The organism is Huintestinicola sp. (assembly GCF_050874005.1).
Classification (GTDB): Bacteria; Bacillota; Clostridia; order Oscillospirales; family Ruminococcaceae; genus Huintestinicola.
This window is the reverse complement of record NZ_JBNMJV010000029.1, coordinates 1-13,712: the sequence shown is the minus strand read 5'-3', so window position 1 is coordinate 13,712 and position 13,712 is coordinate 1. Positions and strand designations below refer to the sequence as shown.

11 protein-coding genes are annotated in these 13,712 nt (G+C 48.2%); 8 read left to right on the top strand and 3 right to left on the bottom strand.

The window, feature by feature from the left end:
• Positions 1 to 405 precede the first annotated feature (405 nt).
• The 6 genes from ACR0QN_RS10025 (at position 406) to ACR0QN_RS10000 (ending at position 7,599) form a co-directional block, all read left to right on the top strand.
• Positions 406 to 2,466, top strand: coding sequence for a diguanylate cyclase (locus ACR0QN_RS10025; protein ID WP_432651075.1), 2,061 nt, complete (start codon positions 406 to 408; stop codon positions 2,464 to 2,466).
• 140 nt (positions 2,467 to 2,606) lie between these two features.
• The gene (locus ACR0QN_RS10020; protein ID WP_432651074.1) at positions 2,607 to 3,440 is read left to right on the top strand and encodes a PHP domain-containing protein; all 834 of its coding nucleotides are present in this window, start codon (positions 2,607 to 2,609) and stop codon (positions 3,438 to 3,440) included.
• Positions 3,441 to 3,458: 18 nt separating this feature from the next.
• Entirely contained in the window at positions 3,459 to 3,701 is a 243-nt protein-coding gene (locus ACR0QN_RS10015; protein ID WP_432651073.1) for a TIGR03905 family TSCPD domain-containing protein, read from the top strand.
• Entirely contained in the window at positions 3,698 to 4,498 is an 801-nt protein-coding gene (locus ACR0QN_RS10010) for a YdcF family protein (protein ID WP_432651072.1), read from the top strand. The genes ACR0QN_RS10015 and ACR0QN_RS10010 overlap by 4 nt, the downstream gene beginning before the upstream one ends.
• A gap of 83 nt (positions 4,499 to 4,581) precedes the next feature.
• The gene (locus ACR0QN_RS10005; RefSeq protein WP_432651071.1) at positions 4,582 to 5,091 is read left to right on the top strand and encodes a helix-turn-helix domain-containing protein; all 510 of its coding nucleotides are present in this window, start codon (positions 4,582 to 4,584) and stop codon (positions 5,089 to 5,091) included.
• Between the two features lie 150 nt (positions 5,092 to 5,241).
• Positions 5,242 to 7,599 (top strand): ATP-dependent Clp protease ATP-binding subunit, encoded by a 2,358-nt coding sequence (locus ACR0QN_RS10000; protein WP_432651070.1) that lies wholly within the window; start codon positions 5,242 to 5,244, stop codon positions 7,597 to 7,599.
• Positions 7,600 to 7,659: 60 nt separating this feature from the next.
• Here ACR0QN_RS10000 and ACR0QN_RS09995 read toward each other — a convergent pair whose 3' ends face one another.
• Both ACR0QN_RS09995 and ACR0QN_RS09990 read right to left on the bottom strand, forming a co-directional pair.
• Positions 7,660 to 8,079 (bottom strand): PIN domain-containing protein, encoded by a 420-nt coding sequence (locus ACR0QN_RS09995; RefSeq protein WP_432651069.1) that lies wholly within the window; start codon positions 8,077 to 8,079, stop codon positions 7,660 to 7,662.
• Positions 8,076 to 8,240 (bottom strand): hypothetical protein, encoded by a 165-nt coding sequence (locus ACR0QN_RS09990; protein WP_432651068.1) that lies wholly within the window; start codon positions 8,238 to 8,240, stop codon positions 8,076 to 8,078. The genes ACR0QN_RS09995 and ACR0QN_RS09990 overlap by 4 nt, the downstream gene beginning before the upstream one ends.
• A gap of 289 nt (positions 8,241 to 8,529) precedes the next feature.
• On the opposite strand from ACR0QN_RS09990, the gene glgA reads away from it, so the two are divergent.
• Positions 8,530 to 9,972, top strand: a complete 1,443-nt coding sequence (glgA, locus tag ACR0QN_RS09985) for a glycogen synthase GlgA (RefSeq protein WP_432651096.1) — start codon at positions 8,530 to 8,532, stop codon at positions 9,970 to 9,972.
• A gap of 186 nt (positions 9,973 to 10,158) precedes the next feature.
• The gene (locus tag ACR0QN_RS09980; protein ID WP_432651067.1) at positions 10,159 to 10,770 is read left to right on the top strand and encodes a leucine-rich repeat domain-containing protein; all 612 of its coding nucleotides are present in this window, start codon (positions 10,159 to 10,161) and stop codon (positions 10,768 to 10,770) included.
• A gap of 2 nt (positions 10,771 to 10,772) precedes the next feature.
• On the opposite strand, the gene ACR0QN_RS09975 is transcribed toward ACR0QN_RS09980, so the two are convergent.
• On the bottom strand, positions 10,773 to 13,454 hold the full coding sequence (locus tag ACR0QN_RS09975) for a cation-translocating P-type ATPase (RefSeq protein ID WP_432651066.1): 2,682 nt from the start codon (positions 13,452 to 13,454) through the stop codon (positions 10,773 to 10,775).
• Positions 13,455 to 13,712 lie beyond the last annotated feature (258 nt).

Sequence of the window (13,712 nt, the reverse complement as noted above, 5' to 3'; positions counted from 1 at the left end):
TCGTATTATTTTAGCATTTTGCAAAGAAAAGTTCAATGTAGATTTGATTAACTTTTTTCCAGAAATAGTATGAGACATTGCCCACAGAAAAAGCCTCCCAAAACGGAGCGGCTCATAAAAGTATGTATGCTCAGAATAAATTATCCTTAAAGCAGACCTGCTGTTCACAGCGGTCATAGTCCCGGCTGGAAATAAGCCTGCGCTTTTGGTAAATGCGTCAAATTAAATTCTGCTTGGAAATTTTTGTAAACTCATCTGAAAAATGCATAAACCCCTAAAGTTTTAAAAAAAACTGCCGATATATTATATGGAGCAGTATGACTATTCCTGTTCATAAGGACAACCTTTGAACATATAATATACGGTCGGATTTTTTCGGGTAATAACCCGTCAGGAGGTGTGAGTTTGTCTGAAAATTTTCACAAATCGACTTTAAAGAGCCTTAAATCACGAATAATGCTTTACACAGTTCTGCCCGTTCTTGTCATAATCATAGTCGCAGGCGGTTTTATGACGCTTTCGGTACGCACGGTCATAGACAATGTATCCAGATCCGAAGCTGCAGGCAGTACAGAGCTTGCCTGCAGTCGTGTGAGCTATATGATCTCATTCTTCGGCGAAGCAGTTGAAGTGAAAGCAGGCATTGAGGATATAGAACGCTTTCTTCAGACAGCCGAGGACAGAGATACCATAGAAGACAACGCCTATTTCAGCTTGGCAATGGGGGAGCTTGACTCTGCAGTCTCAGACGCCCCCGAGAGCCTTGAGCGCACCTGGCTGGTATCGGCTGTAAATCAGGGCGTGGCATTTTCCAATTCCTCAGACGGCTGGACTGCAAGACCCGATTTTGAGTTTTCGATGTTCCCGTTCTCAGATATGATGAACGGCTCGGAGAAATACTATATCACCGATCTTTATGTGTCCCCCATTTCCGGCAAAACGGTCATATCCGCCGTTGCACCCGTCCGTGATCACCGCACAGGAGGAGTTATCGGATATTTCGGCGCAGATATCAAGCTGGGGGGCTTGTGGGTGAAAATATCCGAGCTGCCCGAATCAAAAAACAACGAGATATACATTACAGCTTCGGACAATACAATTATCTTTCATTCCGATGTGAATATGATATACCGAAAATTTTCAAAGCTTGGCATAGAGCCTGCAGGAAGGGGAAGCTATCGTGACACCGAGAGCGGCAGAGAGCTTGTAGGTTCAACGCTAAACCCCGGAAGCTGCGGCTGGACAATTTACGCTCTCAGAGACTTTACCTCTGCCCAGAGACTTATCGACCGTCAGACCCTGATAACGGTAATGACTTTCCTTGCGGTGGCAGCGATGCTCATCACTACACTGTCCATTGTGTCAAATAAGGTGGTAAGACCTTTGCAGGACTATACCAGGAAGATAAACTCCATTCAGCTTCTGGGAGATAACGTGGGTGAAGATGATTTTCTCCGCCCCCAGGGCTGCAGGGAGCTGGAGCATTTCGCTGTGGGATTTAATTCCCTTCTCCAGCGCAATCACGAAATGATGTCCCAGCTCAGAGAGATGAACATCAAGTCCGAAAAGGAAAGAAAGCTTTATCAGACCGCTCTGGAAAGCTCCTCGGACGTAGTCTTCGAGTACGATATCGAAACGGACTGCCTTATTACGTACGGCTCGGTATTTGACCCCGATGTTCCCAAAACCATTGCCAATTCCCATAATGCATTTTTTAAGCGTGTACGTGAAGGAAACGGATTCAGGGCAAAGGATACAGACATCGTTGCACGTTTTTTCTCGGGAGAAACAGCCTGCGGAGCAGTAGTTTCCCGAATTGATGTCAATGACAAAGTAAACTGGATAGAATTCAGCGGAACAGCGGTCTATGCGGACTCCAAGCCCGTGAAGATAGTCGGAAAAATAAGCAATATCGACGATGTGGTAAACCTCAGAGAGGACGCAAGCCGTGACCGGTTCACAGGTCTTTACAACAAGACCACCACCGAAGCCCTTATTTCCGAAAGACTTGCAAAGGGCGGCTCCCACGCTATGATGATCATAGATATCGACAATTTCAAAAGCGTCAACGACATTTTAGGCCACGCCTGGGGCGACTCGGTAATCAAGGACATTGCCGCAAAGATAGAAAAACAACTTAACAGCGGCGATATTGCAGGAAGAATAGGCGGCGACGAGTTTATGGCGTTACTTTCGGGAGACGATGTCAAGGAGCGGATAAACGGACTTTGCACCTCGCTCTGCGACAGTATCAGGTACACCTATTCCGATGAAAGTCTGGGTAAGCAGGTGAGTGTTTCCTCAAGTATCGGCGTGGCTTTCGCTCCCGAATACGGCAGGGATTTCAAGGAGCTTTACACCTCTGCGGATATTGCAATGTATCTTTCCAAAAACGGCGGCAAAGACAGATTTACCGTCTACAGCGGACAGGAAAGACGTGAATACAAAGGAAACCGCACCGAATAAATATACAATTGTGAAACAATCGTGAAAATATCCGAAAGGGTATTGCACAAAGGTACATAAATGTGGTATAATAGTATAGTGTAAATTCAGTCGAGATGACTGCTAACCCAAAATCCTGCACAGGAAAGGATCTTGTATATATGAAAGGCGATCTTCACGTACATACAACTCTGTCAGACGGCTCCCTCGGAATGGAGGAGGTCATCGCTCAGGCAAAGCGGATAGGACTTGATTTTATATCCATCACAGACCACGATACAATGTCCTCTGTCTCAAGGGCAAAGGTCTTAGGAGAGAGATACGGCGTTCAGACGATCCCCGGAGTGGAGCTTACCGCCTGGGATAAGACCAGAAACAGAAAGGTACATATACTCTGCTACGCACCCCAGAAGCCCGACAGGCTCGAGGGTATCTGCCGCAGGTGCAGCGAGATAAGGCAGTCCTGCGCCAAGGAAACGGTGGAGAATGTGCTGAAGCTCTATCCCATTACGGCGGAGGATATAACCAAGCATTTAAGCGGCTCCAAGAGCATTTACAAGCAGCATATCCTGCACGCCCTAATCGAATACGGCTATTCCACCCATTTCTACGGCAAGCTGAACGACGAGCTTTTCAATGAGAAAACGGGTTCCTGTATTGTGGAAAGGGAATATCCCGACGTAAACTACGTTCTTGAGCTTATCCATTCGGCAAGGGGAGCGGCGGTGCTTGCCCACCCTATGGTATATGACTCTGTTGACCTTATAGATGACCTTGCTTCAAACGGCAAGCTTGACGGCATTGAGGTATATCACTATTCCGCCGACGAGGAGCAGCAGGCAATGCTTCTTGCCAAGGCAAACGAGTACGACCTTATCGTAACGGGCGGCTCGGATTTTCACGGACTGTACAATATGCGTCCCACTCATCTGGGAATGTACACCACAGACAAGGATAACATTGACCGCATACTGCGGCTTTGCAGTAAAAAATAACTGAAAGGAAGCTTTAATATGACTATAGAATACACCCCCAGAGGAGTATGCTCAAGAAAGATAACCGCAGAAGTCGAGGACGGCGTTGTTAAGAGCGTCATATTCACAGGCGGCTGCAACGGCAATACTCAGGGAATTTCCCGCCTCGTTAAAGGAATGAAAGTCGAGGACGTTATCTCAAGACTTGAGAACGTTGACTGCGGCGGCAGAGGAACCTCCTGCCCCGACCAGCTTGCAAAGGCTTTAAAGCAGGCGTTATGAGAATGATCACGGAAATGGTAAAAGGCACGCTTCCCCGATTGTGCCTTTTTGTTTTAGGAATAATAAGCGCCGCATTTTTTCTGCTGTTTCTTGTATCGGGGATAACTGCAAAATTTCATACGGGAAACGCCGCAGGAATGGCTGTAAGCGCCGCTGTTGCCTTTGTGTGCCTGTTCCCCGACATTGCCGCAAAGCTCTTTTTTAAGGCGGCGGGGACGAGAGCGGGCAGGGTACTGCTTGTGCTTTTCTTCCTGCTTGCAGCGGTGTCGGTGATACTCGCCGTTATAATTTCTGCTTTTATGATAAGGGCAATTGATAAGGCTCCCGAAACGCCTTCAAACGTGATAGTTCTCGGGTGCAGGGTCAAGGATAACGGCGCTTCACTTATGCTTGAAAAGCGTATCGAAGCGGCATACGAATATCTCTCGGCAAATCCCGATGTGATATGCATAGCATCGGGAGGAAAAGGGAGCGACGAGCCAATGAGCGAAGCCGAATGTATCCGAGACGGACTTGTGAACAGAGGAATATCCCCCGACAGGATAATCTTAGAGGACAAGTCCACTAACACCTATGAGAATATCCGTAATTCTCTGGAAATAATTGACAGCATTGGTGCTGAGCGCAGAGCGGTGATAATAACCAGCGAGTTCCATCAGCTGAGAGCTTCTATGATTTCAAAAAAGCAGGGGCTTGAATGCTACAGCAAAAGCTCTCATACCTTTTTACCTCTCCTGCCCTCTTACTGGGTGAGGGAATGGTTTGCGGTGGCTTATGAGTGGGTGAAAGCAGGCTGAATAAAGAATGTCCTGTAATTCGCTGTTTGTGGTATAGACAAGAGATCATATATCTGCTATGCTTTTTTCGGAGGTCGATAAAAATGGATATGTTACAAACAGGGAAATTTATAGCAAAGCTCAGAAAAGAACAGGGACTTACACAGGAACAGCTTGGAGAAAAGCTCGGGGTTACAAATAAAACGGTGTCACGCTGGGAAACGGGGACGTACCTGCCGCCTGCAGACGTGCTTCTCTCTATGAGTGAACTGTTTGATGTTAGCGTCAATGAGCTTCTGAGCGGAAGGAGACTTACCGAGCAGGAGTATAAAAAGGCGGCGGAAGAAAATCTTACACAAGTTATTAAGGCAAGTAGCTTCTCATTAAAGGATAAGATAGATTTTTATAAGAAAAAATGGCTGAAGGAGCATATGGCAGTAATTATCTTTACCTGCATATGCATTATCGGAGCATTGGCGGCAGGCGTCATTTTTAAAAAATCATTGCTTGCATTTGCGGCTGTGGTGATGTTTATTTTGGGGCATTGCCTTATAAACAATGCTATGATGACTTATGTGGAGAAGAACGCCTATGACGGTTCGGGTGAGAGATAAGCAGCCTATTAACGATTAGTATAATTATTTGGCATTTCCCTTAATACGACAGTTAATTTGGAAAAAACAGTCCATAATAGATATTGGAGTCTCTCAAAAAAGACTCCCTGATATATCTGAAATTGACCTGTTAAGGAGATGCTGTATAGAATGTACGATCAGGAGCTGCTTACACGCAAAGCAAATACCGTTATAAGCAAAGCCTTTATCCAGGCAGGAAAGCTGGGGCATACCTATGTGGGGAGCGAGCATCTGCTCCTCACTCTTTCCTCGGAAACGGGCAGCACCTCGGCAAGTATCCTCAAATCCTCGGGAGTTACCGAGGAAAAGGTGCTGGGGCGCATAATCCGCCTTATAGGCAGAGGAGAGCCGTCGGTGGTGGACAGGGACTCGGTGACACCTGCGGTCTCACGTATCATCGACAGCGCCTGCAGGGGAGCGGGGGCAACTCCCGAAAAGCCTGCGGGCACCGAGCATCTTCTTGCGGCTCTTCTTCGTGAGGAAAACTGCACAGCCGTAAATATCCTCAGTGAAATGGGGGTGAATGTCTCGGCTATACTCAGCACCTGCAGAGGACTTTCGGGGCTTGATGTGAAATATTTTCCCCCCATCACCAAAGCACCCACACTTATAAAATACGGCAGAGACCTTACCGCTCTTGCGGCTGAGAATAAATGTGACCCCGTTTTCTGCCGTGAAAATGAGATAGCGAGAGTCATACGCATACTTTCACGCAGGACGAAAAATAATCCCTGCCTTGTGGGTGAAGCGGGTGTGGGAAAGACCGCCGTTGCCGAGGGCGTTGCAATGGCGATCGCTTCGGGAAATGTGCCCGATACCTTGAAGGGCAAGCATATTTTCTCCCTTAATCTCACCTCAATGCTTGCGGGAGCCAAATATCGGGGCGACTTTGAGGACAGGATAAAGCTGTGCATTGACGAGGTCATTGAAAACGGCAGCATTATTCTTTTCATTGACGAGCTTCACACCATTGTGGGAGCGGGGGCAGCTGAGGGGGCCATTGACGCCGCAAATATCCTGAAGCCCCAGCTTGCAAGGGGGGAGCTTCGGATAATCGGCGCAACAACCTTTGACGAGTACCGCAAATTCATCGGCAAGGACAGCGCACTTGAACGCCGCTTTCAGCAGGTCACCGTAAGCGAGCCTACTCCCGAGCAGGCAGTGAGGATACTTACGGGTCTGTGTCCCTGTTACGAGGATTTTCACAAGGTGCGGATAACTCCCGAGGCGGTAAAAGCGGCGGTGGATATGTCCGTAAGGTATTTAAACGGCAGATGTCTCCCCGACAAGGCGATCGACCTTATTGACGAAGCCGCTTCAAAGGTGCATATCAGAGATTCAAAGAAGTCATTAAACGACCTTGCCGATGAGCTTACCGCAATGATAGACAGAAATATGCCTAAAAAGAAAAAGAGCCTCAGCGAGACCATGGGCGACCGTAATGACAGCCGCCCGCAGGTAACAGCAGACGATATTGCCGAGGTGCTTTCCGCCGCCACGGGGATCCCTGCAGGAAAGCTCACCGCAGACGAGTCGGAAAGGCTCCTCACTCTTGAGGAGGAGCTTCACAAACGTGTCATAGGTCAGGACGAGGCAGTTAAGGCGGCGGCAGAAGCCATACGCCGAAGCAGGGCAGGGCTTCGTGACCCACGCCGACCTATTGGTTCATTTATCTTTTCGGGTCCCACGGGCGTGGGCAAGACCGAGCTTGCAAAGGCAATTGCAGAGTGCCTTTTTGACGATGAAAAAGCACTTCTCCGCTTTGATATGTCCGAGTATATGGAAAAGCACAGCGTATCAAGACTTATAGGCTCTCCTCCGGGATATGTGGGCTATGACGAGGGGGGACAGCTTACCGAAGGGGTGCGCCGCCGTCCCTATTCGGTGATACTTTTTGACGAGATAGAAAAGGCTCACCCCGATGTGTCGAATATCCTCCTGCAAATTCTGGAGGACGGCATACTCACCGACAGTCAGGGCAGGCAGGCAAGCTTTGCAAACACCGTACTGATACTCACCTCAAACGTGGGCGCACGTGAAATGACCGAAAAAAACAGGCTTGGCTTCGAGGGAGAAGCCCTGTCTGTGGCAGAGGAGAACAAGCGGATAAGGGCAGATGTCAGAAGAGAGCTTAAAAAGCAGTTTCGCCCCGAGCTTTTGGGCAGGATAGACGAGGTGATAGTGTTCGGCAGGATGGGAAAAACGGAGCTTGAAGCACTTGCACAGAAGCTTCTCGGAGAGCTTCGTGAACGTGCGGCGGCAATGGAGATATCAATGGAATTTGCTCCCGAGGCAGTAAGACTTCTTGCCTGCAAAGAGGACAGATCTCAGGGGGCAAGAGTCCTGCGCCACGAAATAACCGAAAAGGTGGAAAATCTTCTCAGCTCAAAGATAATCAAGGGGGAGATAAAGCCCGGAGACAGCGTGATACTCACCGCTGACGGGGATGATCTCCGTTTTGCGGAAATTCAGCCGATGAATGGGTAAAAGTGCGGTATGGCAAAAAAGGTCTGCTGCAGCGTGTGCTGCGGCAGACCCAGATCCGGTTTATTCTTCTTGAAGCTTTTGGAGAAATTCATCGGGGGAAAGGACGGGAACGGAGGAGCTTATACAGTCCTTTTTGTTCCGTGTTATTATGTAATCAATGTCAAGCCTGTCTGCGGTCTCGGACATAACAGCGTCCTCAAAATCTGTCATAGGAGATGAAAGTGCGTTCTGACAATCGGAGGCAAGAGTATCGGCAACAGAAAAAAGCGTAAAAAGAGTGCGGACGGCTTTTCGTGTTTCACTTCCATTGTGCAGACTTCTGTGCAGGATATAATGGATATCTGTAATTGACTTTGCGGTAAGCACTCCCGTAAAACGGCGGTTTGATACGGCAAGAAAAATATCCATAGCCGCATTGCAGAACGGCTCACGCTTTTGCAGAACATAAATTACAATGCAGGTGTCGATAAGAGCCTTCATATTTTTTCTGCCCTTTCCGCTTTCGCTTCTTCAAGGGTGATGTCGGCGGGGATAATGCCGAGGATAGACTTTGCCATTTCAACACGGTCTGCATTGGGATTGGACAGCTTTGCAATGACCTTTCCGTTTTTTTGTGATGAAAATATCTTCGGTTTCCGCAAGCATAAGATATTTGCCTAAATTCATCTTTAATTCTGTAGCTGTGATAATCATATATTTTTCTCCTCAAAAAATTCAGCATACTTTTCTTTAAATAATATTATGCACAAATCGCACGAATTTGTCAATAATATCGTGCGAAAAATGTTGGCTTCTGCAGACTGAGCTATGGAAAATTTATAAAAACCTATTGACGGCAGAGGAAAAATATTATATAATATGAATAGAAATTCAGATATTTGCGGGAGCATTATGCTCCGTACTACATACCGAAAGGGCGGAAATAGATCTATGAAAAATATTCTCTTTGTAGCTTCCGAATGTGTTCCTTTTATAAAAACAGGCGGACTTGCGGACGTTGTGGGAACACTTCCCAAAATGTTCAACAAAAACGAGTATGACTGCCGTGTGATCATCCCGAATTACAGATGTATCCCCGATAAATTCAGAAATAACTTCAAGTACGTTCACCATTTCTATATGGATATGGGTCAGCGCTTCAACAGCGTTCACGTTGGAATAATGGAGTATCAGTACGACGGGATAACCTTCTATTTTGTTGACAATCTCTTCTATTTCGGCGGAGACAAGCCCTATGCAGATACAAGATACGATATCGAGAAATTTATTTATTTCTCCAAGGCGGTTATGGCGATACTTCCCGTTATCGGCTTCAAGCCCGATATAATCCATTGCCACGACTGGCAGGCAGGACTTGTTCCCGTATATCTCCATACCCTCTATAAGGACAATCCCTTCTACCGTGGAACAAAGACTATTTTCACCATACATAACCTGAGATTTCAGGGCATTTGGGATATCAAGACCATCAAGGCACTTTCGGGACTGCCCGATTATGTGTTCACACCCGACAAGCTTGAGTTCAAAAAGGACGCAAATATGCTCAAGGGCGGTCTTGTGTATGCCGACTTTATCACTACCGTAAGCGGCACATATGCAGGTGAGATACAGACTCCCTACTACGGCGAGGGCCTTGACGGACTTCTGAGAGCGAGAAATCAGTCTCTCTGCGGCATTGTGAACGGCATCGACTATGACGCATACAACCCCGAGACAGACACAGCTATCGCAAAGCAGTACAGCATCAAGAACGTGAAAAAGGCAAAGGCTGCAAATAAAAAGGCTATCCAGCAGGAGCTTGGTCTTCCTCAGGACGACAACAAGTTTATGATAGCAATTATCTCCCGTCTTACCGACCAGAAGGGTCTTGACCTTGTAAGATACGCTCTTGACCGCATCTGCGATCAGCATACGCAGTTCGTTGTCATCGGCACAGGAGACCCTCAGTATGAAAATCTTTTCAGAGACTATGCCTGGAGAAAGCCCGACAGAGTTTCCGCAAATATCCTCTTTAACGAAAGCTTTGCCCACAGGCTTTATGCAGGAGCAGACGCTGTGCTTGTTCCCAGCCAGTTTGAGCCCTGCGGACTTACTCAGCTTATAGGTCTCAGATACGGCACAGTTCCCATTGTGCGTGAAACGGGAGGCCTCAAGGACACCGTTGCACCCTACAACGAGTATGACGGAACGGGTATCGGCTTCTCCTTTGCAAACTATAACGGCGAGGAGCTTCTTGCTACTATAAACTATGCAAAGCACATCTACTTCGACTGCCGCAAGGAATGGGATCAGATGGTTCTCAGAGGTATGAAGACCGATTATTCCTGGGTGAACTCCGCAAGAAAGTATGAGGAGCTTTACAGCAGACTGTAATAAATCATTAAAAAATCGGGGTATGATATTTTCATCATACCCCGAAGCTGTTTTGGAGGATAAAGTTTGAAAATCAAAGATTTTCAAACTACGAGTTTTGTTTCTTCGGCTGTCGCCTCGATTTGCTTACGGCAAATTTTAATTTGCCATAACCACCAAAACTCTCAGAAAGGAATGGTCATAATTTTGAAAAAAAGAGCCATAGAAGCGGTGGTGATACTTGCCGCAGTAATAGCCCTGTTCATTGCTTTCAACGCCTTGTCGGGCAGCCTTTCGGACAACACAAGAAGGATAGATGGGCAGTATTATAGTACCGGTGAGCGTGAGCTTTCCCTCTGCCTTATGACCGAGGAGGGGACGGAGTTCCTTTCGGATTTTGACCGCCTTGAAACTCTGTCCGTAACGCCATATAAATATGCCGCTCCCGAGGCACTTGAAATGGGCGACCCCACTTATGACGCAGCCCTTTACAAAAAGGCGGAGGAGGTCTATTCGGACTGCACCGACCTTTCGAATCTGTCCTTCATAGCCCCCCTCACAGGTCTTAGATCTCTGAATGTTTCAAATTGTGCCGTTACCGACCTTTCCTTTGTATCGGGAATGACAAGGCTTGAGACCCTTGATATCTCGGGAACGAAGATAACCGACCTTTCCCCCCTCCTTGATCTTCCTGCCCTGACAAAGCTCACCGCAGACAAGGAGCTTTCGGGTGATGTGACCGATAAGCTTGCAGAAAGGGGAGTTACGGTCATATTGGGGGGCGAAGATGAAACCGAAGAAACAGAGGAAACCGAATAATATTATTTCGCTCCGAAGCATTGGAGCAGGGGAGCGGCAAATGCAAGTCCTGCCGCAATGAGAAGCTGTTCTCCCGTAAGGGGTACTGTGGTGAATACCATCTGTAAAAATGGGATATATATCGCCGCTGCAAGGACTGCCACCGAGAAAAGCACCGCAAGTATCAGCCTTACGTTATTAAAGTAAGGCACCGTAAAAATATTTCCCGTTTCGGATTTGCATTCAAACACGTGGAAAAGCTGGGACATTACAAGGGTGGCAAGTGCGCCTGTTCTTGCCGCCGCAAGGGAGCCGCCCGTTCTGAGCATTACCGTAAAGCAGGCAAGGGTGCATATGCCGATAAGTATTCCACGGAACACTATCCTGAACATAAGCCCCCCCGAAAAGAAGCTTTCGTCTTTTTTTCTCGGAGGCATTTTCATATTCTCCTCGCCGCAGGGCTCGACTCCCAGAGCCACCGCAGGCAGACCGTCCGTTACCAGATTTACGAGAAGTATCTGTGCAGGCAGAAGCACCATTGGCATACCCATTACAATGCCTAAAAACATCGTCAGCACCTCGCCGATATTGCAGGAAAGCAGGTAGCGGACAAATTTGCGGATATTGGCATAAATTCCACGACCCTGCTCAACGGCGCTTACGAGGGTGGCAAAATTGTCGTCAAGGAGCACCATATCCGCCGCTTCTCGGGTCACATCTGTTCCCGTAATGCCCATCGCAACTCCGATATCCGCTTCCTTTACCGCAGGAGCGTCGTTCACGCCGTCGCCTGTCATTGTTACGATATGACCCAGCCGCTTGTAGGCTCTCACTATCCTCAGCTTGTCGGCAGGGGAGACACGGGCAAAGACCGAAGCGTCACGAGCAGCATTTTCAAGCTCCCGGTCGGTCATTTTGCTCATTTCTTCTCCTGTGATAACTCTGCCCTCGCCTGTGAGTATACCTGCCTGACGGGCAACTGCCGCAGCTGTATTTTTGTGGTCGCCCGTAATCATTACCGTTCGTATACGTGCGCTTCTGCAAAGGCGTACGGCTTTTTTTGCTTCTTCTCTCGGCGGGTCGGTCATTCCCATAAGTCCTAAAAATACCATTCCGCTGTCGGGAGAGTTTTTTGAAGCTTTGGGGCAGTAGGCAAATGCCAGCACTCTCAGCGCCTCCGAGGACATTTCGCCGCATTTGTCGGAAATTTCCTTTCGTACCGAATAGGAAAGCTCCTTAATGCCGCTTTCGGTGAGGATATGGCTGCACCGCTCAAGGATAACGTCCGCCGCACCCTTGCAGTATGACATCATACCCTGCCCCGAGGGGTCCTTTACTATGACCGTCATTCGCCTGACATCGCTGTCAAATGGCAGCTCGTCAATGCGCTTGTATGCCATTCGCTCCGCATTGTGGTTCATTCCGCCTTTTGCCGCCGCAATGAGCAGGGCTGCTTCGGTGGGGTCACCTGCAATGACACGCTCATTGCCTGCAATGGTGCGTTCATCACCGGCATCATCGGAAATATCCGCATTGGAGCATAATACGCCGCAGCGAAGAAGTTCACGAAGAACTGCCGATGATTTTATATTTTCGCTTTCGCCCTTTGAAGAAGTAATACGTCCCGAAACACGATAGCCCTGCCCCGAAAATTCATAATCACCGCTGTGGGTATATGCCTTTTTCACCGTCATTTTGTTTTCGGTAATGGTGCCCGTTTTGTCGGTGCATATGACCGAGGTGCAGCCCAGAGTTTCCACCGAATGAAGCTTGTGAACAAGGGCATTCTGCTTTAGCATTCTGCTGACTGCCAGGGCAAGGGCAATGGTGACGGTTGCGGGAAGTCCCTCGGGAATGGCGGCAATGGCGATTGTTATGCCCGTCATAAGCATATCAAAAACAGGTTCGCCCTTTAAAATGCCTGCTCCTGCCACGATCACGCAGACGACGAGACATATAACTGCAACTACCTTTCCAAGCTCTCCAAGCCGCTTCTGCAGGGGAGTTTCCTCCTCGTCTATATCCGTGAGCATACCCGATATCCTGCCCATCTGAGCGTTTACGCCTGTGGCGATAACTCTTGCGGCGGCGGTGCCTTTGGTGATGATACTGCCGCTGTAGATGATGTTCGGTTTCCCGAGAGAGTTGTCCGTATCTCTTGTATTGCCTGCCGTCTTGGAAACGGGAACGCTTTCCCCCGTGAGGACGCTTTCGTCCGCCATAAGTCCTTTTGCGCTTAGAATTACCGAGTCGGCAGCAGCCTTGTCCCCCGCTTCAAGGGAGATAACGTCCCCCGGCACAAGCTCCGAGGCAGGTATGACCGTAAGATGACCGTCTCTGTACGCCTTTGCCATGGGTGCCGCCATATTTTTTAGAGCAAGCAGAGTTTTTTCCGTGCGGTACTCCTGCACAAAGCCAAGGACAGCATTTAAGACCACGATTATGATTATGGTTAGGGCATCGTAATACTCCCCGATAAAGGCAGACACCGCCGAGGCTATGATAAGTATCATGACCATAACGTCCTTGAACTGCCCCATAAATATTCGGAGCGGTCGGGCTTTCCGCTCCGAGGCAAGGGAATTTGCGCCGTATTTCTGCCGAAGCTCCGCTGCCTGTTCGGAGCTAAGCCCTATTTTCGGCGGCTCCGCTCGCTGAGGTGCGGGGCTTTCGGTGTAATCTCTTTCAAGTATACTTTGAGACATTGCACTTCTCTCCTTTATTTTTATGCTTGTCTAATCTATATTCACTTCGGCAGAAATTATGACTGCGGGTGACGACCCGCGGCGAGACGTTCTATAGTTTATTCGGGCGGCAGGCGGACGGCTCGGTAACGTTAGTCTGATTGATAAATCGAAATTTGACGGTATTGTTTATTTGAGTTATTTATATGTTTATTTTACTTAACCTTGTTAGCGAGTAGGCAAAGGGACAACCTAAGGGGAGGGGGGAAGAAATAAACC

Bases quoted from the DNA above. Each gene is read 5' to 3' on its own strand.
- ACR0QN_RS10020 (WP_432651074.1), top strand. From the start codon at position 2,607: ATGAAAGGCGATCTTCACGTACATACAACTCTGTCAGACGGCTCCCTC.
- ACR0QN_RS10015 (WP_432651073.1), top strand. From the start codon at position 3,459: ATGACTATAGAATACACCCCCAGAGGAGTATGCTCAAGAAAGATAACC.
- ACR0QN_RS10010 (WP_432651072.1), top strand. From the start codon at position 3,698: ATGAGAATGATCACGGAAATGGTAAAAGGCACGCTTCCCCGATTGTGC.
- ACR0QN_RS10005 (WP_432651071.1), top strand. From the start codon at position 4,582: ATGGATATGTTACAAACAGGGAAATTTATAGCAAAGCTCAGAAAAGAA.
- ACR0QN_RS10000 (WP_432651070.1), top strand. From the start codon at position 5,242: ATGTACGATCAGGAGCTGCTTACACGCAAAGCAAATACCGTTATAAGC.
- ACR0QN_RS09995 (WP_432651069.1), bottom strand. From the start codon at position 8,079: ATGAAGGCTCTTATCGACACCTGCATTGTAATTTATGTTCTGCAAAAG.
- glgA (WP_432651096.1), top strand. From the start codon at position 8,530: ATGAAAAATATTCTCTTTGTAGCTTCCGAATGTGTTCCTTTTATAAAA.
- ACR0QN_RS09975 (WP_432651066.1), bottom strand. From the start codon at position 13,454: ATGTCTCAAAGTATACTTGAAAGAGATTACACCGAAAGCCCCGCACCT.